At 67.6% G+C, this 19,285-nt stretch carries 19 protein-coding genes; 11 read left to right on the top strand and 8 right to left on the bottom strand.

Translation table 11 applies throughout. The annotated features are described in order from the left end of the window. Positions 1–148 precede the first annotated feature (148 nt). The 8 genes from VHP37_10785 to VHP37_10750 all read left to right on the top strand — a co-directional run bounded on the left by VHP37_10785 (position 149) and on the right by VHP37_10750 (position 7,803). Positions 149–1,288, top strand: coding sequence for an FAD-dependent oxidoreductase (locus VHP37_10785; protein HEX2826822.1), 1,140 nt, complete (start codon positions 149–151; stop codon positions 1,286–1,288). Continuing rightward, entirely contained in the window at positions 1,266–1,586 is a 321-nt protein-coding gene (locus tag VHP37_10780; protein ID HEX2826821.1) for a (2Fe-2S)-binding protein, read from the top strand. Before VHP37_10785 ends, VHP37_10780 begins: the two co-directional genes overlap by 23 nt. Next, complete coding sequence (locus VHP37_10775; protein HEX2826820.1) at positions 1,583–2,989, top strand: NAD(P)/FAD-dependent oxidoreductase; 1,407 nt, start codon at positions 1,583–1,585, stop codon at positions 2,987–2,989. The genes VHP37_10780 and VHP37_10775 overlap by 4 nt, the downstream gene beginning before the upstream one ends. 71 nt (positions 2,990–3,060) lie before the next feature. Next, positions 3,061–4,002, top strand: coding sequence for a tripartite tricarboxylate transporter substrate binding protein (locus VHP37_10770; GenBank protein ID HEX2826819.1), 942 nt, complete (start codon positions 3,061–3,063; stop codon positions 4,000–4,002). A 123-nt stretch (positions 4,003–4,125) separates the two neighbouring features. Next, on the top strand, positions 4,126–4,662 hold the full coding sequence (locus tag VHP37_10765; GenBank protein HEX2826818.1) for a DUF3455 domain-containing protein: 537 nt from the start codon (positions 4,126–4,128) through the stop codon (positions 4,660–4,662). A 151-nt stretch (positions 4,663–4,813) separates the two neighbouring features. Beyond that, positions 4,814–5,785 carry a TRAP transporter substrate-binding protein gene (locus VHP37_10760; GenBank protein HEX2826817.1) on the top strand — a complete coding sequence of 324 codons (972 nt, stop codon included), beginning with the start codon at positions 4,814–4,816 and terminating at the stop codon, positions 5,783–5,785. Between the two features lie 174 nt (positions 5,786–5,959). After that, entirely contained in the window at positions 5,960–6,493 is a 534-nt protein-coding gene (locus VHP37_10755; protein ID HEX2826816.1) for a TRAP transporter small permease, read from the top strand. Further along, a complete protein-coding gene (locus tag VHP37_10750) occupies positions 6,490–7,803 on the top strand; it encodes a TRAP transporter large permease subunit (protein ID HEX2826815.1) in 1,314 nt (437 codons plus the stop codon). Before VHP37_10755 ends, VHP37_10750 begins: the two co-directional genes overlap by 4 nt. 121 nt (positions 7,804–7,924) lie before the next feature. On the opposite strand, the gene VHP37_10745 is transcribed toward VHP37_10750, so the two are convergent. Beyond that, the gene (locus VHP37_10745; protein ID HEX2826814.1) at positions 7,925–8,998 is read right to left on the bottom strand and encodes a hypothetical protein; all 1,074 of its coding nucleotides are present in this window, start codon (positions 8,996–8,998) and stop codon (positions 7,925–7,927) included. Between the two features lie 145 nt (positions 8,999–9,143). On the opposite strand from VHP37_10745, the gene VHP37_10740 reads away from it, so the two are divergent. Beyond that, positions 9,144–9,791, top strand: coding sequence for a glucosaminidase domain-containing protein (locus VHP37_10740; GenBank protein ID HEX2826813.1), 648 nt, complete (start codon positions 9,144–9,146; stop codon positions 9,789–9,791). 81 nt (positions 9,792–9,872) lie between these two features. After that, complete coding sequence (locus VHP37_10735) at positions 9,873–10,508, top strand: tetratricopeptide repeat protein (protein HEX2826812.1); 636 nt, start codon at positions 9,873–9,875, stop codon at positions 10,506–10,508. Positions 10,509–10,610: 102 nt separating this feature from the next. Here the strand turns inward: VHP37_10735 and VHP37_10730 are convergent, their stop codons facing one another. Genes VHP37_10730 through VHP37_10720 form a run of 3 tightly spaced genes read right to left on the bottom strand, consistent with a single transcriptional unit; the run spans position 10,611 to position 15,944 of the window. Further along, entirely contained in the window at positions 10,611–12,719 is a 2,109-nt protein-coding gene (locus tag VHP37_10730; protein HEX2826811.1) for an EAL domain-containing protein, read from the bottom strand. Next, complete coding sequence (locus tag VHP37_10725) at positions 12,716–14,743, bottom strand: ATP-binding protein (protein ID HEX2826810.1); 2,028 nt, start codon at positions 14,741–14,743, stop codon at positions 12,716–12,718. The genes VHP37_10730 and VHP37_10725 overlap by 4 nt, the downstream gene beginning before the upstream one ends. Before the next feature lie 10 nt (positions 14,744–14,753). Continuing rightward, the gene (locus VHP37_10720; protein HEX2826809.1) at positions 14,754–15,944 is read right to left on the bottom strand and encodes a hypothetical protein; all 1,191 of its coding nucleotides are present in this window, start codon (positions 15,942–15,944) and stop codon (positions 14,754–14,756) included. A gap of 60 nt (positions 15,945–16,004) precedes the next feature. On the opposite strand from VHP37_10720, the gene VHP37_10715 reads away from it, so the two are divergent. After that, positions 16,005–16,862, top strand: a complete 858-nt coding sequence (locus VHP37_10715; protein ID HEX2826808.1) for an alpha/beta hydrolase — start codon at positions 16,005–16,007, stop codon at positions 16,860–16,862. Positions 16,863–16,908: 46 nt separating this feature from the next. Here the strand turns inward: VHP37_10715 and VHP37_10710 are convergent, their stop codons facing one another. The 4 genes from VHP37_10710 to VHP37_10695 are packed head-to-tail and all read right to left on the bottom strand — an operon-like array spanning position 16,909 to position 19,193. Continuing rightward, a complete protein-coding gene (locus tag VHP37_10710; GenBank protein HEX2826807.1) occupies positions 16,909–17,217 on the bottom strand; it encodes a monooxygenase in 309 nt (102 codons plus the stop codon). 47 nt (positions 17,218–17,264) lie between these two features. Continuing rightward, a complete protein-coding gene (locus VHP37_10705; protein HEX2826806.1) occupies positions 17,265–17,780 on the bottom strand; it encodes a DinB family protein in 516 nt (171 codons plus the stop codon). Continuing rightward, the gene (locus tag VHP37_10700; GenBank protein ID HEX2826805.1) at positions 17,780–18,733 is read right to left on the bottom strand and encodes a tripartite tricarboxylate transporter substrate-binding protein; all 954 of its coding nucleotides are present in this window, start codon (positions 18,731–18,733) and stop codon (positions 17,780–17,782) included. Before VHP37_10700 ends, VHP37_10705 begins: the two co-directional genes overlap by 1 nt. Positions 18,734–18,743: 10 nt before the next feature. Continuing rightward, positions 18,744–19,193 carry a hypothetical protein gene (locus VHP37_10695; protein HEX2826804.1) on the bottom strand — a complete coding sequence of 150 codons (450 nt, stop codon included), beginning with the start codon at positions 19,191–19,193 and terminating at the stop codon, positions 18,744–18,746. Between the last annotated feature and the right edge of the window lie 92 nt (positions 19,194–19,285).

Below are 19,285 nucleotides of genomic sequence, written 5' to 3'. Positions count from 1 at the left end.
TCCCGCCTTCGCGGGAATGACGATGAACGATACGGGCTCGATCTTCCTCTGTGCGCCTCTGCGTCGAATGACGCCTTCCCAACCCCGTTGACGCTCGCGCGTCCGGTCGGCACCATCGGCACAGTATTCCACCGCCGCCGCCCATGCCGTGACTTCCGATTCCAATACTACCCGCGATCACGACGTCGCCGTGATCGGCGGCGGGCTCATGGGCTCGGCGATCGCGTGGGGGCTCGCGCGCTGCGGGCAGCGGGTCGTGGTGCTGGACGAAGGCGACATCGCGTATCGCGCCTCGCGCGGCAACTTCGCGCTCGTCTGGGTGCACAGCAAAGGCCTGGGGCTGCCGCGCTATTCGGCGTGGACCATGCACTCGTCGAACTCGTGGGCGGAATTCGCGCGCCTGCTCGAGGAAGACACCGGCATCGACGTGCACTTCCAGCGCCCGGGCGGCTTCAATCTCTCGCTGTCCGAGCGCGAGCTCGAAGCGCGCGCGGCGATGCTCGAGCGCCTGCAGTCGCAGCCCGGCATGCAGCGCTTCGATTACGAGATGCTCGACCGCGACGCGGTGAAGAAAGCGCTGCCGCACGTCGGCCCCGAGGTCGCCGGCGCGAGCTACAGCCGCTACGACGGTCACTGCAACTCGCTGCGGCTCTTCCGCGCGCTCAACGCCGGCATGCAGCAGCTCGGCGTCACCTATCTGCCCGAGCATCGTGTCGAGCGCATCGACTACGCGAACGGCGCGTTCCGTCTCGCGACGAACAAGACCGAAATACGCGTCCCCAGAGCCGTCCTCGCCGCCGGCATCGACAACGTGCGCCTCGCGCCGATGGTCGGGCTCGCGGTACCGGTGCGTCCGCAGCGCGGCCAGCTCATCGTCACCGAGAAGACCGCGCCTTTCCTGCACTACCCGGTGCAGACGCTGCGCCAGACCGACGAAGGCGGCGTGATGATGGGCGACTCGCAGGAGGAAGCCGGCGCGGATCCCACGGTCACCCACGCGGTGATCTCGGTCCTCGCCGACCGCGCGGTCCGCATGTTCCCGCGGCTCGCGCAGCTCAACATCGTGCGCACCTGGGCGGCGCTGCGCGTGATGACCAAGGACGGTTTTCCGATCTACGACGAGTCCCCGACGTGCCCGGGCGCGTTCTCCGCGGCCTGTCACAGCGGCGTGACGCTCGCCGCGGCGCACGCACTGGCGCTCGCGCCGCAGATCGCCGCCGGCCGCCTGGCCGAAGACATGCAGCCTTTCAGCGCCCGACGCTTCGATGTTCAAGCGCTTGCCGCCTGATGCAGCGCAGGCGCCCTCGCCTGCAGCCGACGGCCTCGTGACCATCACCATCGACGGCGAGCCGCACCCGGCGCGCGCGACCGACAGCGTGGCGGCGGCGATGCTCGCCGCAGGCGTCGATCGCTGCCGCACCACGCCGGTCTCCGGCGCGCCGCGCGCCCCGTACTGCATGATGGGCGTGTGCTTCGACTGCCTCGTCACCATCGACGGCGTCGGCAACCGCCAGGGCTGTCTGGTGCGCGTGCGCGACGGCATGAAGATCGAGATGCAGCGCGGCAAGCGCGACATCGACACGTGAGCACGCTCGCCGAGCGCTGCGACGTCGCGATCGTCGGCGCGGGCCCGGCGGGTCTCGCCGCCGCTGCGACATGCGCGGGCGCAGGCTTGTCGACGGTGCTCTTCGACGAGCAGCCGAGCGCGGGCGGACAGATCTATCGCTCGATCACCGAGACGCCGCTGACGAATCGCGCGGTCCTCGGGCCGAGCTACTGGCAAGGCGAAGCGCTGGTCGAACAGTTCCGCGCGAGCGGCGCTCGATACGTGCCCGGCGCGACGGTGTGGAGCGTCACGCGCGATCGCGACATCGGCGTCTCGCACGGCGGCGGCTCGCAGATCGTCGACGCGCGCCGCATCATCCTCTGCACCGGCGCGCTCGAGCGGCCTTTCCCCATACCGGGATGGACGCTGCCCGGCGTGATGACCGCGGGCGCCGCACAGATCCTGCTCAAGTCGTCCGGCGTCGTCGCCTCGGGGCGCGTCGTGCTCGCGGGCTGCGGTCCTCTGCTCTGGCTGCTCGCCCGGCAGTACCTCGATGCCGGCGCGAAGATCGACGCGGTGCTCGACACCACGCCCGCGGCGAATCGCGCGCAGGCGCTGCCGTATGTGCTGCCCTTTCTGTTCTCCGGTTATCTCCGCGAAGGACTCGAGCTCCTGCGCCGCGTGAAACGCGAAGTGCCGTTGATCTCAGGCGTGACAGCGCTGCGCGCGATCGGCAACGACAGGCTCGGGGCGGTCGCTTATCGCCGCGGCGGTGACGAGATCGAAATTCCCGCTGACACGCTGCTGCTGCACCAGGGCGTGGTGCCCAACGTGAACCTCGCGATGTCGGCCGGCATCCGGCATCGCTGGAACGAGTCGCAGCTCTGCTTCAACCCGGTGCTCGACGCCGACGGCGCGTCGGACGTCGAAGGCATCGCGATCGCCGGCGACGGCGCGGGCGTCGCGGGCGCGGAAGCCGCGCGCTGGCGCGGCGTCATCGCGGGCATCGCGGCCGCGAAAGCGCTGGGTGCGAAGACGAGCGGCGGTGAAGAGCGCGCAGCACGCAGCGCCCTCGTGCGCGCGCTGCGCGGACGCGCTTTCCTCGATGCGCTGTATCGGCCTGCGGACGCTTTCCGGCGTCCGACCGGCGACACGATCGTCTGCCGCTGCGAAGAGATCAGCGCGCGGCAGATCGCGGAAACCGTCGCGCTCGGCTGTCCCGGGCCCAACCAGATGAAGATCTTCCTCCGCTGCGGCATGGGACCCTGCCAGGGACGGTTGTGCGGCCTGACGGTCACCGATCTGATCGCGCAGGGGCGCGGCGTGTCGCCGGAGGCAGTGGGTTACTACCGCCTGCGCCCGCCGGTGAAGCCGATCACGGTCGGCGAGCTCGCGGCGTTGCCGAAGGACGAAGCGGCGGTGAAAGCCGTCGTGCGCACGTAAGAGCTTTTTAACCGCCAGGGACGCCAAGGACGCAAAGGAAAGGCATGACGAACCTCTTCAGGCAAACAACGTTGCCAACGCTGCTGCTGTTGGCCAGCGTATCCGCTCACGGCGAATATCCGGAGCGTCCCATCCGCTACATCGTGCCGTCGGCGCCGGGCGGCGGCGCGGACATCTCGGCGCGGCTGCTCACGAACGAGCTTTCGCAGCAACTCAAGCAGCAGTTCGTCATCGACAATCGTCCGAGCTCGGGCGGTCTGATCGGCGTGCAGCTCCTCGCGAGCTCCCGCCCCGACGGCTACACGCTGGGCTACGGCAACATGACGTATCTCGCGATCAATTCCACGCTCGTCCCCAACCTGCCGTACGACGCCGATCGCGATTTCACGCCCATCGGCCAGTTCACCTCGGGACAGAACCTGCTCGCGGTGCGCAACACGCTGCCGGTGAAATCGGTGAAGGAGCTGATCGCCTACGCGCGCGCGAATCCCGACAAGCTCTCGTTCGCGTCGTCCGGCAACGGCTCGACGCTGCATCTCTCCGGCGAGCTCTTCAAGCAGATGACCGGGACGCGCATGACGCACGTGCCCTACAAAGGCATCGGGCAGGGGCTGACCGATCTCTTCGCGGGACAGATCGACCTCGTGTTCGACAACCAGTCGTCGATCGCGCCGCACGTGAGCGCCGGCCGCGTGCGCCCGCTCGCGGTCACCGGCCCGGTGCGCTCGACCGTCTTCCCCGACCTGCCGACGATGGCCGAAGCGGGCCTGCCCGGTTACGTCATCACCACGTGGACCGCGATGATCGGACCGGCGGGCCTGCCGAAGCCGATCGTCACCAGGCTCAACGCCGAGATCGCGCGCGCGTGTGTCGCGCCCAAGGTGCAAGCCACGCTCGCGACGCAGGGCGCGGTCTGCGCGACCGGCTCGCCCGAGCAGTTCGTGCAGTTCGTGAAAAAAGAGCGGGTGAAGTGGGGCGACATCGTGAAGAAGTCGGGGGCGAAGATCGACTGATTAAGAAGTGACGGATAAAGCGGTGACGGGTGAGGCGGTGACGGGTGAAACGGTGACGAGATGACACGGGGATGTCGTCTGGCGTAGGGTGCGTGCTAACGCACCGCGCCGTAAGGAGGCACCATGCACAGCTTCCGGTTCGTGTCCGTCCCGCTCGCCGCCCTGCTTCCCGCCTGCACCACCCCGCCGCTCACACCGCCGCCCGATCTCCCCGCGAGCATCCGCGTCCCCGACAAGCTCGCCCTCGCGCAGGAAGTGCCCGCGACCGGCGTGCAGATCTACGACTGCGCGCCGGGCAAAGCCGATCCGGCGAAATTCGAATGGACGTTCCGTGCGCCCGAAGCGCAGCTCTTCGACACCGTGGGCCGCACCATCGGCAAACACTACGGCGGACCGACCTGGGAATCGAACGCCGGCGGCAAGGTCGTCGCGGAAGTCAAAGGCCGCGACGAGGGTCCCGATCCCAACGCCATCCCGTGGCTGCTGCTCGTAACGAAATCGGCCTCCGGCCCCGGCATCTTCGGCCGCACTCAGGCGATACAGCGCGTCAACACCGCCGGCGGCAAGCCGCCGGCAGCGGGATGCAGCGCGGCGGACAAGGGCAAGGAAGCGCGCGTGCCGTATAAGGCGGTGTATTTCTTTTACGTGCAGGCGCAGTGATCGTGAAGGTGAGGAGGTGAAGGTGAGAGTTTTTCCCTCACCTCTATCTCCTCACCCGTACCTCCTCCTTCTTCAACCGACAGCGCGCATTGACAACCGCACGCACGCCCCACGATGATTCGCGGACGTCTGATTCGCCGGGGAGGGTCGAATGGGCATGCGAGCGCTGTTGGGAGCGATGGTGCTGTGGGCGGCGTGCGGCGCGGTCTCCGCGCAGACGAAGTGGGACATGCCCACGCCGTACAGCGACGGCGAGTTCCACACGATCAACGTGAAGCAGTTCGCCGAAGACGTGAAGAAAGCGACCGGCGGCAAGCTCGAGATCGTCGTGCACAGCAACGGCTCGCTGATCAAGCACCCCGACATGCTGCGCGCGGTGTCGACCGGCCAGGTCAACATGGCCGAGTTCCTGCTCGGCCAGTTCGGCAACGAAGACCCGGTGTTCGCGGCCGACAACATCCCCTTCGTCGCGACCGGCTACGACAACGCCTACAGGTTCTACCAGGCGCAGAAGCCGCTGCTCGAGAAGAAGCTCGCCGGGCGCGGCATGCGGCTGCTGTACTCGGTCGCGTGGCCGGGACAGGGGCTGTATACGAAGAATCCCCTGAAGACGGTCGACGATCTCAAGGGCACCAAGATGCGCACCTACAGCCCGCAGACCGCGCGCATGGCCGAGCTTCTCGGCGCGGCGCCGACGGTGATCCAGGTGCCGGAAGTACCGCAGGCGTTCGCGACCGGCACGGTGCACGGCATGATCACCTCGTCCGCGACCGGCACGTCGACCAAGGTCTGGGAGTTCGTTAAGAACTACTACATGGCCAATGCGTTCCATCCGAAGAACGTCGTCGTGGTGAACGAGCGCGCGTTCCAGCGGTTGCCGGACGCCGAAAAGAAAGCGCTGCTCGCCGCGGCCGCGGCCGCCGAGAAGCGCGGCTGGGATTTGTCGCGGCAACGCGAGCAGAACGCGAACAAGACGCTCGCCGACAACGGCATGAGCGTGATCGACCCCGATCCCGCGATGAAAGCGGCGTTCACCAAGGTCGGCGAGACCATGCTCGTCGAATGGCAGAAGTCCGCCGGCGCCGACGGCGAGGCGCTGATCAAGGCCTATCGCGGCAAGTGACCGGCCGAGACTCGGCCGGTCATTGCGAGGGACGGCAGTGACGAAGCCATCCCGGCGCGGCCGTAACGTGCGCCACGGGATCGCGTCGGCGTTCCTTCGGCGCCGCCTCGCGATGACAGCAACCGTCACTGCGAGGAGCGCAGCGACGAAGCAATCCCGGAACGTCCGATAAGCGTGCGCGCGGCGCTCGACAAGCTGTACGCCCTTTCCGGCGCGCTCGCCGCGCTCTGTCTCGCCGGCGTGTGCGTCGTCATGCTCGCGCAGTCGATCGGCCGCGAGGTCGGCGTGTTCGTGCGAGGCGCCGACGACATCGCCGGCTGGCTCACCGCGGCGTCCGCTTTCCTCGCGCTCGGCCACACTTTCCGGCACGGCGAGCTCGTCCGCGTCGGGTTGTGGATCGAGAGCCTCAGGCCGCGCGCGCGCCGCCGGGCCGAGCTCGCGGCGCTTTCGGTCACGCTGCTCTTCGTCGGCGCCATGCTGTGGGCGGTCGCGCGCTTCGTCTACGAGAGCTGGCAGTTCCACGAGGTCGCGCAAGGGCTCATCAAGATCCCCATCTGGATCCCTCAGCTCGCGTTCGTCGTCGGCGTGACCATCTTCTTCGTCGCGGTGCTCGACGAATGGATGACGGTGCTGCGCGGAGCGAAGCCCGCGTACCAGCTCGCGGACGAAGAGCGCCGCGCGACGGGTGACTTCTCGGAGATGGTTTGAGCACCCTCACCATCGCGCTCGTCCTGCTCGCCCTGCTGCTCGTGCTGCTGATGGGCGGGGTATGGATCGCGATCTCGCTCGCGGCGGTGGCGTGGGTAGGCCTCTCGCTCTTCACCAGCACGCCGCCCGAAGCGAACCTCTTCCAGGCGTTCTGGGGATCGAGCGCCAACTGGACGATCGCCGCGCTGCCGCTCTTCGTGTGGATGGGCGAGATCCTCTATCGCACGAAACTGTCGGAAGAGATGTTCGAAGGGCTGTCGCCATGGCTCGGCTGGCTGCCGGGACGCCTCATGCACGTGAACGTCATCGCGTGCGGCATCTTCGGCACGGTGTCCGGATCGTCGGCGGCGACGTGCGCGACGATCGCCAAGGTCGCGCTGCCGGAACTGAAGCGCCGCGGCTACGACGAGAAGGCGTGCCTGGGCTCGCTGTGCGGCGCCGGAACGCTCGGCATCCTCCTGCCGCCGTCGATCATCATGGTGGTGTACGCGGTCGCCGCCGAAGTGTCGATCCTCAAGGTCTTTCTCGCGGGCTTCCTGCCGGGTTTCCTGCTGATGGCGCTGTTCTCGGGCTACATCATCGTGTGGGCGCTGCTCAACCCGGACAAGACGCCCCGTGAGACCGAGCGCGTGCCCCTGCGCGAGAAGCTCCACCGCAGCCGCCACCTCATCCCGTGCGTCGCGCTCATCGTGTTCATCGTGTGGGTGATGATCGAAGGCTGGGCGACCGCGACCGAAGCCGCGGCCTACGGCGTGCTGGGATCGCTGGGCATCGCGTGGTGGTCGGGCGGGCTCGACCGCACCACGTTCTGGCAGAGCCTCATCGGCGCCACGAGGCTCTCGTGCATGATCATGTTCATCCTCGCCGGCGCCGCCTTCCTCTCCTCGTGCATGGCGTTCACGGGAATACCGAAAGCGCTCGCCGAATGGGTCGCGGGGATGAATCCGAATCCGTACATGCTGATCGCGCTGCTCGCGCTGATCTACATCATCCTGGGCGCGGCGCTGGACGGCGTGTCGATGATCGTGCTGACCACGTCCATCGTCCTGCCGATGGTGCAGAAAGCGGGATTCGACCTGGTGTGGTTCGGCATCTTCATCGTGCTGCTGGTCGAGATCGCCGAGCTCACCCCGCCGCTCGGCTTCAACCTCTTCGTGCTCCAGACGATGAGCGGGCGCGACAGCAACTATGTCGCGTACGCTTCGATACCGTTTTTCTGTCTGATGGTGATCGCGATCGGGCTGATCACCGCGTTCCCGCAGATCGTTACCTGGTTGCCCGACCTGGTCATTGGCAGTGCTAAGAAGTGACGGGTGAAGCGGTGACGGGTGAAGCAGTGACGGATGATACGGTGACGGGTGAAGCAGTGACGGATGATACGGTGACGGGTGAACCGGTTCTCGTCACCGCTCTACCCGTCACTTTTCGCCGTCAGGCGGCCTTCCGCCGATTCCTTTCGAGCCATTCGTCCACCAGCGCCACGGTCCTGTCGACCTCGGCGTTCTGCATCCCTTTGGTCTTCGCGATGATCTGCACCAGGCGGTCGACGCGCTCGATGTTCGGCGCGCCGGCGGCGAGCGCGCGGGCCGCCGAGGACGGCGCCTGCAGCGATTCGCCGGCCTTGGCGTATTTCTCGAAGGGTACGAGGTCCTTGCGGTCGGCGCCGAGCGAGACGCACAGGTCCTGCACCCAGTTGTAGACCGAGCGCGCGGTCTCGATGTCGCTGTGCACCGCGTCGCTGATGCTGCGGATGGTGTCCTTCTCGACGCAGCGGTAGTTGCCGGCGAGCAGCATGCTCCACTTGGCGAGCGGAACGAAGATCGACTCGTGCACCTTGAGCTTCACCGGAAGCTCGACCCTGGTGCCGTCGCCCGCGTCGAAGCGCGCCGCTTCGATGCCGGCCTGCAGGTCGCGCAGGATCCGGGTGTGCGCGTCGGACTCGAAGCGCGCGGCCTTGAAGTTGGTCGGCAGCCGCACCTGGAGCACGTTCACTTTCTCCTCGGGCGGCCGGAACGCCTGCGGGTCGGGGCTGCACAGCGTCATGAACTTCGGGTCGAAGCTGTCCCACACCGTCGGATCGGTGTAAGCCGCGCGGATGTCGTTCATCGGCAGGCCGGGCAGGCGCGCGAGATACGGCAGCGGCGGCATGTTCATGATCGACATGCAGGGCACTTTCGCTTTCGCCACCGCATCGAGCAGCTCGCGCACGCCGGGCGAGCGGTACTGCGGCTCCTGCATCGCGAGCGCGACGAGATCGTAGTCGGCGGGGTTGACGTTACCGGTGCCGCCGGCGGAGAGCTTGCCGGGCAGCTTGCGGGTGTCGATGTCGACGAGCCCTTCGCGGCCGCGCACCGGCATGCGGATGCGCGCGCCCTCGGCGTTCATGAGCTCGGCTTCGGCGGGAAGGCAGATCAGGTGGACCGTGTGGCCCGCGGCGACCAGCTTGGAGCCGAGCAGCGAACCGTACGACGCGCCCATGATCAGAATCTTGTAAGTGCGTTGCATCTGGAGTTTCCCCCTTTTATGAGTGAGAGGCAGGCGGGAAGCCGGCGGTCTGGAACGAATGCTGCTTCCCCTATCGCGGAATCTGCAATGCTATTTCAGGCCGGTCCCATGGCGCAATCGCGAAAGATGTGCATCGGGTGATCGAATGGATGCCGCACCGCAACATCGAGGTGTCACCGCATTACTGGCCGCGGCGCTGCTGGTGCCGTGTCTCGCGACAGCCGCGCCGTGGAGCTGTCACGGCGTCAAGCCCGGCCACCCGACTCCCGAGGAGCGCGCGGCCTTCGTGCGCGAGGTGAGCGAGCTCGCGGTCAAGGCCGAGAAGACCCACGGCGTCCCGGCGAGCGCCCTCGCCGCGATCGCGATCGCCGAATCGGGGTACGGCTATACGCGCATCGCGATCCACGCCAACAACCTCTTCGCGTGGAAGTTCGTGCCGGCGGCGGCGAACAGCCTCAAGCAGTACGTGCTCGAGTGCCGGCGCAGCAAGTCGCGCTTCGCGCATTTCGACAGCAAGGCGCACGCGTTCGATTTCGTCGCGGCCAAGCTCGCGACGCTGGAAGCGTATCGCGAGCATACCGAAGCGTACCAAGCCGCCCGCAAGCGCGGCGTCGCGGCCGAGGCGGCGGTGAAGGCATGGATAGCCGGCGTGGCGAAGAGCTACAGCCGCAAGCCCGAAGTCTTCGTGCGCAAGCTCGTCCGGATCATGAACGACCCCGTCGATCCGCGCGACACCCTGTCGCACGAATCGAATCTCTACCGGCTTTCGGCCGCATTGCGTGGCGCGCATTGATGTAGCGCAGGCGCCTTCGCCTGCGACCGGCGCGCCCGTTTGTGCAGGCGGGGCGCCTGCGCTACTCGTACAATCGGGCGCATGAGAGCGTCCGCCGCCGCCGTCTTCGTCACGCTGTTCGTGGGGAGCGCCGTGTGTGCGGCGGTGACGAATCCGAACGGCCCGCGCAACGCGCAGCACCAGGCCGAACAGAAATCCCCGGTTGAGTTGCTCGTCGCCGCGGCGATCGACGGCGATCGGGCGCGCGTCGGCGAGATCGCTTTGAGGATCAAGGCGCAGGCGCGGCTGCCGCGAGGCAACCGCCACAAGGCGCGCGACCTCAACGAGCACGGTCTCGCGCTGTGGCAGCGCAGCCGCTACAACGAAGCCGCGGCTTACTTTCGGCAGGCGCGCGAAGCCGACCCCGGCGACGCCGAGATCGCGGAGAACCTCGGCTACTCGCTGATCAAGTCGGGACACGTCGCCGAAGCCGAACAGCCCATCCTCGACGCGCTGTCGATGGCGCCCGACCGCGCGAGCGCGTGGGGCTCGCTGGGGATGATCTACGCCAAGCAGGGCAAGCACCGCCAGGGCGTCGCGCTCGTGCTCACCGCCTACAGCTACGCGCGCGATCCGAAGCGGACCGCGGGGGTGTATTCGAGGCTCGCGGCGAGCGATGAGGATCCCAAAGTACGAGCGATGCTGGCGGAAGTGGTGAGCAAGCTGCCGGGAACGTAGTCGTCATTGCGAGGAGCGGTAGCGACGAAGCAATCTCGGAGCGTCCGATCGCGTGCGCCACGAGATCGCCGCGTCGCGCCGCCGCGCTCCTCGCGATGACGGCTACGCCGCTGCGTGTACGCGCGTTAAGCCGACTGCGTCGGCGGGCGCCGGCCGGCTGTGCAGGTAGCCCTGCATCTCGTCACACCCTTCGGCGTGCAGGAACGAGCGCTGCGCTTCGGTCTCCACGCCTTCCGCGATGACCGTGAGCCCGAGGCTCTTACCGAGCGCGATGATCGAGCGCACGATGTTGTTGTCCTCGGCGTCGGCCGGTATGCCGTGGACGAACGACTGGTCGATCTTGAGGTGATCGATCGGGAAGCGCTTGAGATACGCGAGCGACGAATAGCCGGTGCCGAAATCGTCGATCGCGATCGTGACGCCGAGATCGGACAGCTTCTGCAGCAGCACACGGCTCTTCTCCGGGTCGTGCATCGCGACGCTCTCGGTGATCTCGAGCTCGAGCTGGCACGGGTCGGCGCCGGTCGCATCGAGGATGCCGCGTATGGTCGACACGATGTCGCTCTGGCGGAACTGGCGCGGCGAGAGATTGACCGCGACGCGCAAGGCAGAGTGGCCGTCGCCGGCCCAGCGCCTCATCTGCTCGCAGGCGCTCCGCAAGACCCATTCGCCGATCGGCACGATGAGGCCGGTCTCCTCGGCGATCGGGATGAAGCGCGCGGGGTAGACCAGGCCGTCGGGGCGGCGCCAGCGTATCAGCGCTTCGAGGCTCGTCGGCTGCCCGGAGTCCAGCGCAAGGCGCGGCTGGTAGTGCAGCTCGAACTCACCCGCGGACAATGCGCGGCGCAGATCGCCTTCCAGCCGCAGGCGCTCCAGCGCGTTGGCGTTGAGGTCCTCGGTGTAGAAGCACACCTGGTTGCCGCCGCTGCCTTTCGCGCGATACATCGCGATGTCGGCGTTCTTGAGCAGGCACTCGCCGTCGGCGCCGTCGTCCGGATAGACGCAGCAGCCGATGCTCGCGGCGGTGAACACCTCGTGCGTGTCGATGGCGATCGGCTGCGAAAGCTCCGCGAGCACTTTCTGCGCGAGCGCGGCGACCGCGGCGGGTCCCTCGACGCCGTTCAGGATGACCGCGAACTCGTCGCCGCCGAGGCGCGCAACGGTGTCGGACTCGCGCACGTTCACTTTCAGCCTGGCCGCGACGCTCTTGAGCAACGCGTCGCCTTTGGCATGGCCGAGACTGTCGTTGACGACCTTGAAGCGATCGAGATCGAGGTAGAGGATCGCGATGCGCTCCTGAGTGCGGCTCGCCCACGCCATCGCCTGAGTCAGCCGGTCGGCGAGCAGGTTCTTGTTCGCAAGCCCGGTCAGGGTGTCGTAATTCGCGCGGTACTCGAGCTCGAGCTGGTAGCGCTTGAGCTCGGTGACGTCGCTCTGGATGCCGACGTAATGGGTGACCTTGCCGGCGTCGTCGCGCACCGGCGAGATCTGGAGGTTGTTCCAGAACAGCGTGCCGTCCTTGCGATAGTTGCGTAACAGGACCGACGCTTCGTTGCCCGTGGCGAGCGCCTGGCGCAGCCGCTCGAGCTCGGGCTGGTCGCGCTCGAGCCCTTCGAGGAATTGCGCGCTGCGCCCGATGGTTTCCTCCGCCGCGTAGCCCGTCATGCGCTCGAAGGCGCGGTTGACGTGCACGATCGGCTGACCCGGCGCCAGCGCGTCGACGATGAAGATCGCGTTGGTCGCCGCATCGATCGCGAGGTCGCGCAACCGCAGGTCGGCCTGCGAGCGCGCGAGGCCGTGGTGCTCCTCCGCCTCTTTCACCGCGCGGAAAGCCGCCGGCGCGAGCCGCTGCAGCCGCTGCTTCAGCACGTAATCGGTGGCGCCGCCCTTCAGACACTCGACCGCGTCATCTTCGGACAAAGTGCCGGAGATCATGATCACCGGCGTGTCGGGCTGCCTCGCCTTGCAGTGCCGCAGCGCGGAGATGCCGTCGTAATCGCGCAGATTGTGGTCGCACAGCACGAGGTCGAACTTCTCGTGCGCCAGGGCGGCCTCGAACGACGCCCGGTCTGCGACGTGGACTATGTCACAGTGAGGGCAGCCCGCCTTGAGCTTGTAGGCGATGATCTGGGCGTCGCGCGGATCGTCTTCCAGATGGAGTACGCGAACGGGCCGCTCGGAGGGGATGCTCGCGGCGGCCTGCGTGTTCACGGCGGTGCTGGCTCCAGGCTGAAATAAAACGTCGCACCGCGGCCGGGTTCGGCTTCCACCCACACCGTGCCCCCATGGCGGGCGACGATACGGCGTACATTGGCAAGACCTATGCCGGTACCTTCGAATTCGTCCGCCCGGTGCAGGCGCTGGAACAGGCCGAAGAGCTTCGCGGCGTGCTTCATGTCGAAACCGACCCCGTTGTCCCGGACGAAAACCACCTGCCGGCCCTGCTGGACGCCCGCGGAGCCCACCTGGATGACCGCGGGGTCGCGCTGCCGCGTGTACTTCACCGCGTTGTCGACGAGGTTCACGAACACCTGGCGCAGGAGCGCGGGGTCGCCGCGGACCGCGGGCAGGTCCTCGATGTCCCATTCGATCGCCCGCCCGCGCGTGCCCATCTCCAGGCTGCGGATGACGTCGCTCACCAGTGGCCCGAGGTCGACGCGCTCGGCGTGCAGCTCCACCCGGCCGCTCTTCGAGAAATCCAGCAGGTCGTCGATGAGGTCGCTCATGTGGCGGCTCGAGTCGGCGATGACCGCCAGGTGCCGTTTCGCTTCCTCGGACAACGTCTCCCCCGCTTCGGCGAGCAGCATCTCGATATAGCCGTCGATGTGGCGCAGCGGCGCGCGCAGGTCGTGCGAGACCGAATAGGAAAAGGCTTCGAGCTCCCTGTTCATCGCCTCGACCTCGGCCGCGCGCTGCGCGAGCTCGCTGTTGAGCGTGAGCACCTCGCGATTGCGCTCGCGCAGATCGAGCTCGGCATCGGCGCGCGCCGACATCTCGCGGCTGATGCCGCGAAAGAGCGCGATGAAGATGCCCGTCGCGACGGCGAGCGTGAGCAGCAGCGATCCCAGCGTGAGCTGCCGCGTGCGCGCGAGCGTGTTCTCGCGCTGGATCAGCACCGCTTCGCCGCGCTCGTCCATGCGCGTGGTGAGCTCGAGGATCGCGCGCATGCTCGCAGCGCCTTCGTCGGAGGCGATCGCCTCGCGCGCCGACGACAGGCCGTTCTCGTCGTAGAGCGCGGTGACTTCCTCGAGCAGCTTCAACCTGCGCTGTACGTGCGCCTTGAGCCGGTCGAGATCGGCGGCCTGCGTCGGGTCGCCCGCGACGAAGGCGGCGATCGTCCGCTGGTACGCGTGCGAGCTCGCCGCAAGCCGCGAATACTCCTCGCGGCTCTGGACGCGGCCGGTGAGGAGATACGCGGCCTGCGCGGACTCGGCGCCGGAGAGCACGACGTAGAGGTCGTCGAGCGCGTCGCGAAGCTGCTCGGTGCGCGAGATGCCTTCGGACGATTCGGCGAAGTCGACGCTCGCGCGATACGTGAAGAGCGCGCCCGCGACGAGCAGCAGCAGCGCGCCGGCGAAGGCCGCGAGCACCTTGCGCTCGACCGAGCTGCGCGGTGCGCGGCGCCGCCGCCATTCCACGCCGCGAACCGACGCGGCGAAGATGCCGCCGCCCAGCAGCACGAAACCGACCGATGCGGCGAGCGGCGAGAGCCAGCGGTTGCCGATCACCGCGGCGGCGTTCGACACGTAGCCCGCCAGCGGCACCGCGCCGATGACCGCCGCCAGCGCGGCCGCCGCCCAGACCACCGGCCGCAGCGTGGGCGCGTTGAACACCGCGAGCGCGAGCCCGATACCCACCAGCGCGACTGCCGAGTACGGCGACATGCGGCCGGGGATCTTGCCGGGCAGGTCGGTGATATCGGCGAAGAGCAGCTCGTCGATCGCGAAGTCCAGATCGAAGACGTGCTGCGCGAGCGTGAGCAGCCCGAGGAGCAGCACCGCAACCGCGACGAAGACGTCGCGCCGGCGCGGGCGCTCTTGCGCGAGGAGCATCCACAACGCGCCGCCGGCGAGCAGCAGGCCCACCGCGGTGTTCGCCTCGAGCGGCGCTTCGCGCGGGACGATGCTCTTCAGCGCGTCGACGTGCAACGCCCAGCCGGAGAGCGCGCAGACCGCGATCGCGACCGCGAGGAGCGCCGCGGCCCGCGGCAGGACATCGGTGAGCAGCCGGTGCATCGCCCGCGCGTCAGTTCTGCGGATCGAGCCGCCTGAACTTCTGCACGCGCTGCCCGGTGTTCACCTCGGTCGTGTAGACGTTGCCCTGGCGGTCGACCGCGATGTTGTGCACGACGTGGAACTGCCCCGCATAACGGCCCGGCCTGCCGACGCGCGCCAGCGTCTCCATACCGGTCCTCGCGACGATGCGCATCTCGTTGTTGACGCCGTCGACCATGTAGATAAAGCGCTGGTCGCGGTCTGGAGAGAACACCAATTCCCACACCGAGCCGCTGAGCCGCGTCGGCCGCTCGAAGACGTGCTCCGAGACGAACGTGCCGTCCTTGCGGAAGATCTGCACGCGGTTGTTGACGCGGTCGCAGACGTAGATCAGACCGTCGCGCGACATGCGCACGCAGTGCACCGGATTGCCGAACTGCGAAGCGGGCGGACGCGCCGGATCGTAGGCAGGCAATTTTTCGTCCACCGGCGGCTTGCCGTAGGCGCCCCAGTGGCGCTTGTAGGCGCCGGTCTCGGAATCGAAGACGATGACGCGCTTGTTGCGATAGCCGTCGGCGACGTAGAGCTCCTTGGCTGCGGTGTCGACGAACATGTCGGCGGGACTGCCGAGGTTCTGGGTGTCGCTGCTCCCTTTGGACTGGCCGCTGCGCCCGATCTGCATGACGAACTTACCGTCCAGGGTAAATTTGAGAATCTGCGAGTCCTTCGCGCCGCTGCCCGCGGTCCACACGAAATCGTTGTCGTCGACGTAAATGCCGTGCTCGGTGTCGGGCCATTCGTAACCCTGGCCGGGACCGCCCCACGCGCGTAGGAGATTCCCCGACTGATCGAAGACAAGCACCGGCGGCGCCGCATAACAGCACTTGCTCCAGGGCGGGTTTTGCTGCGCGCCGACCTCGCGCTCGGAGAGCGAGCGCGGCCGGTGCACGATCCAGATGTGGTCGCGCTTGTCGACCGCGACACCCGACACCTGGCCGAGGATCCAGTTGCCCGGCAGCGCCTTGGGCCAGAACGGATCGACCTGGAACAGCGGCACACCGCCGGCCTTCACCGCAGCGGCGGCGTTGGTGACGATCGTCGTCGGGACGGGATTGGCGGCGTCGGCAGGCGGCACGCGCGGGGTCTGCGCGAGCGCGCAGGTCCACGATACGGCCCAGGACACAGTCAGAGCGAAAGCGAAGGCGCGGCGGATGGCACGCATTGCGAACTCTCCCTTGTTTTGCGCGTAGTATGCCGGGTTCCACGCTTGGAGGAGATCACGATGAACACTGCGGTGCTGTCGACTTACGACATCGATGTAAGCGACGTCGAATACCTGCGTCATGGCGACAAGGCGCTGCTCGCGAGGGTCTACAAGCCCAAAGGCGAAGGACCGTTCCCGCTGGTGATCGACCTGCACGGCGGCGCGTGGTGCAAGAAGGATCGCCTCGCGGACGAAGGCACCGACGCGCCGCTCGCCCGCAGCGGCGTCACCGTCGTCTCGCTCGACTTCCGCATGCCGCCCGACGGCGCGTACCCCGCCTCGGTGCAGGACATCAACTACGCGATCCGCTGGGCGAAGTCGAAAGCGCAAGAGCTGAAGATCGATCCGGGCCGGGTCGCGGTGCTCGGCGTATCGAGCGGCGGGCATCAGGCGATGCTCACCGCGATGCGGCCGCGCGATGCACGTTATGCGTCGCTGCCGTCAGCCGGTAACTTCGACGCGAGCGTGCAGGCAGTCGTGCTGTGCTGGCCGGTGATCGATCCGCTCGGCCGTTACGAGTATGCGAAAGAGAACCTGACGGGCAAGCTGGAGAAGCACGCGAAGGAATGGATCGCGTGCCACGACAAGTTCTGGGGCAGCGAGGCGGCGATGGCCGAAGGCAACCCGACCCGCGCGCTCGAGCGCGGTGAGAAGGCCGAGCTGCCGCCGGTGCTCTACCTGCAGGGCACGGCCGACGTCGCGCACCCCGTGCCGAACCGCGACAACTTCATCCAGCTCTACAGGAAGGCGGGCGGGCGCGTCGAGCTGCACCTCTTCGACGACGTCGGCGAAGCGTTCATCACCAACGATCCCAACTCGCAGCAGGCGCGCGACGCGCTCGAGAAGATCATCGACTTCGTCCACCGCGAGCTGTAACCGAGCGGGTCAGACCCCGGCTTCATCGGGGTCTGACCCGGGTTTTCTATTCCTCGATGCGGTTCGCCACGTTGTCGACCGTCACCGGCACGTCCGCATAAACGATCTCCGGCGGCGCGCCGTATTTGTCGGTCACCATCGCCTGCCATTCGCGCGTGTAGCACGCTTCGGCCGCCGCCTTCGATTCCCACAGATAGATGCCGCCCGCGCGGTCGCCGCTTTCGGTCACGTAGTAATGCTTTCTGCGCAGGCCGGCCTTGCCGAGGTACTTCGGCGCGGTCGAGCGAAACACCGCAGCGGCTTCCTCTACAGACAAGCGCTTCGGCAGCTTGAATGTCACGATAGCCACGATCATAGGAGCCTCCTGGAGCAAACCGGGGTCAGACCCCGATGATGCCGGGGTCAGACCCCATCCTGCGGGACGTCGCGCAGGAAGACGGTGAGATCGGTCGTCGGCGCGCGCTTGCCCGGGATCTGGAAGAGCAGGTCGCCGGCGAAGCCGCGGTGATAGCTCGTGTGGTTGACGACGTGCATGAGGATCTGCCCCCGCGTCATCGCGCCGTCGCCGCCGCCGACGTAGGTGAAATTCACGATCTCCTCGAGCGAGCCGTCGCTCTGCCGATCGCTCCACGCGACGTACCACTCGTCGAGCTCACGCTGATTCCGGCGCAGGTCTTCGAACAACGGCGGCTCGGCGGTATTGCGCGCGGTGTATCCGTGGGCGCGTGCTTCGAGGTGCGCGCGGAAGATGTCGTCGATGACGTAGATGTGGTTGAGCGTGTGGACGATGTTCTTGAAGAGCGTCTGCCGCGGCTTGGTGATCTCTTCGGCAGGAAGCTCGGCGACGTGCTTGAAGAACACGTCGTTCGACCAGCGGTTGTAGCGCGCGAGCATGCGCGCCGTCTTCGTAGTGATCATCAGTCGAGCCTCACGTTGGCCGCCTTGGCGATCCGGGTGTAGCGATCGCCGTCCGACTTGAGCAACGCCCCGAACTGCTCCGGCGTGCTCGGCATGGCGACGATCCCCTGCGCCTTCAGGTTCTCTTTGATGTCGGGGGCGCTGAGGTGTTTCACGAGCTCGGCGTTGAGCTTCGCGATCGCCGCCGCATTGGCGCCCGACGGCACGACGTAGCCCGCCCAGTTGATCGCCTCGATCTGCGGCACACCCACTTCGCGCGCGGTCGGCACCTCGGGCACCAGCCAGTCGCGATCGGGGCTGGTCACCGCGAGACCGCGCAGCCTGCCGGTCTTCACGTGCGGCGCGACCGAGAAGACGTTCACGAGCACGCCGGTGATGTGGCCGCCGACCGCCGCGATCACCGCCGGCGCCTCGCCCTGATACGGCGTATGCGTGATCTTCACGTTGGTCGCGAGGTTGAGCGCTTCGCCGAGCATGTTGTGGCTGGTGCCGGGACCGGACGTGCCGTAGGTGAGCTCGCCCGGCCGCGCTTTCGCGAGCGCGAGATACTCCTTCATGGTTTTCACCGGCAGCGACGAGTTCACCGCGACGATCATCGTCAGCCCGATCGCCTGCGTCACCGCCTTGAAGTCCTTCGCGGTATCGAAAGGCACGCGGCTGCGCAGCGCGTGCAGCATCGTGAAGCTGGGACCTATGCAGAGCAGCGTGTGCGCGTCGGGCTGGCGCGCGACGTACTCGGTGCCGATCACCGTGCCGCCGCCGGGACGATTCTCGACGATGACGTTCGTGCCGAGCTGCATGCGCTGCGCGAGCAGCCTCGACATGGTGTCGAACGAGCCGCCTGCGGGAAACGGCACGACGATGCGCACCGGCCTGGTCGGAAACTCCTGCGCGAGCGCTGGCACCGCTGCACAGCCCGCCGCGAGCGCGGCGGCGAGAGTCCACTTCATCATGCGCGCGGCCTCAGACGACCGTGAGGCCGCACGTGGTGCGCCACGTGCCGCGCTCGTCGCGGTCGAGGATCGCGATGCCGTCTCGGCGGCCGCGGTGCTTGCGCTCGAAAGCGAGATAGGTGACGCGCGAGCGATCGCCGTGGCTGACGCGGCACAGCACGCCGCGGCTCTTGCGCGCGGTCTTCGCGCTCAGCACGAAGCGCCCGTCGCCGTCGGCCGCGCCCGCGATGCCGTGCTGGAGCAGCTCGACGCGCGAGCCGGGAAGCGGTTTGCCCGCGGCGTCGACGACGCGGCCCGAGACGAGCAGCGTGTCGCCGGCATGGATGGAGACTTGGGAGAGCGCCGCGGCGCCGGTGGGCGGCGCACCGGTTTCGGCGAGACCGAGCGCCGGCGCAGCGGCGCCGGCGATACCCGCGAGCATGAGGTGTCGGCGGGTGAGCGAAATCGTTTTCGTCTTCACATACTCCTCCGTTTGCTTGGGCGCACGGCCATCATAACCCGTTTGCGGCGCGCGTCGGGGATGGCCTAAGATGTTCCGGCAAACGGCGCTGT

The sequence above is a fragment of the Burkholderiales bacterium genome, assembly GCA_036262035.1.
GTDB lineage: Bacteria > Pseudomonadota > Gammaproteobacteria > Burkholderiales > SG8-41 > JAQGMV01.
This window is presented reverse-complemented; position numbering and strand designations above follow the sequence as displayed.

What these genes read in the sequence shown, in the direction of transcription:
- VHP37_10780 (HEX2826821.1), top strand. Translation starts at nt 1,266, where the DNA reads ATGTTCAAGCGCTTGCCGCCTGATGCAGCGCAGGCGCCCTCGCCTGCA.
- VHP37_10765 (HEX2826818.1), top strand. Translation starts at nt 4,126, where the DNA reads ATGCACAGCTTCCGGTTCGTGTCCGTCCCGCTCGCCGCCCTGCTTCCC.
- VHP37_10760 (HEX2826817.1), top strand. Translation starts at nt 4,814, where the DNA reads ATGGGCATGCGAGCGCTGTTGGGAGCGATGGTGCTGTGGGCGGCGTGC.
- VHP37_10745 (HEX2826814.1), bottom strand. Translation starts at nt 8,998, where the DNA reads ATGCAACGCACTTACAAGATTCTGATCATGGGCGCGTCGTACGGTTCG.
- VHP37_10740 (HEX2826813.1), top strand. Translation starts at nt 9,144, where the DNA reads ATGGATGCCGCACCGCAACATCGAGGTGTCACCGCATTACTGGCCGCG.
- VHP37_10735 (HEX2826812.1), top strand. Translation starts at nt 9,873, where the DNA reads ATGAGAGCGTCCGCCGCCGCCGTCTTCGTCACGCTGTTCGTGGGGAGC.
- VHP37_10725 (HEX2826810.1), bottom strand. Translation starts at nt 14,743, where the DNA reads ATGCACCGGCTGCTCACCGATGTCCTGCCGCGGGCCGCGGCGCTCCTC.
- VHP37_10720 (HEX2826809.1), bottom strand. Translation starts at nt 15,944, where the DNA reads ATGCGTGCCATCCGCCGCGCCTTCGCTTTCGCTCTGACTGTGTCCTGG.
- VHP37_10715 (HEX2826808.1), top strand. Translation starts at nt 16,005, where the DNA reads ATGAACACTGCGGTGCTGTCGACTTACGACATCGATGTAAGCGACGTC.
- VHP37_10710 (HEX2826807.1), bottom strand. Translation starts at nt 17,217, where the DNA reads ATGATCGTGGCTATCGTGACATTCAAGCTGCCGAAGCGCTTGTCTGTA.
- VHP37_10705 (HEX2826806.1), bottom strand. Translation starts at nt 17,780, where the DNA reads ATGATCACTACGAAGACGGCGCGCATGCTCGCGCGCTACAACCGCTGG.
- VHP37_10700 (HEX2826805.1), bottom strand. Translation starts at nt 18,733, where the DNA reads ATGATGAAGTGGACTCTCGCCGCCGCGCTCGCGGCGGGCTGTGCAGCG.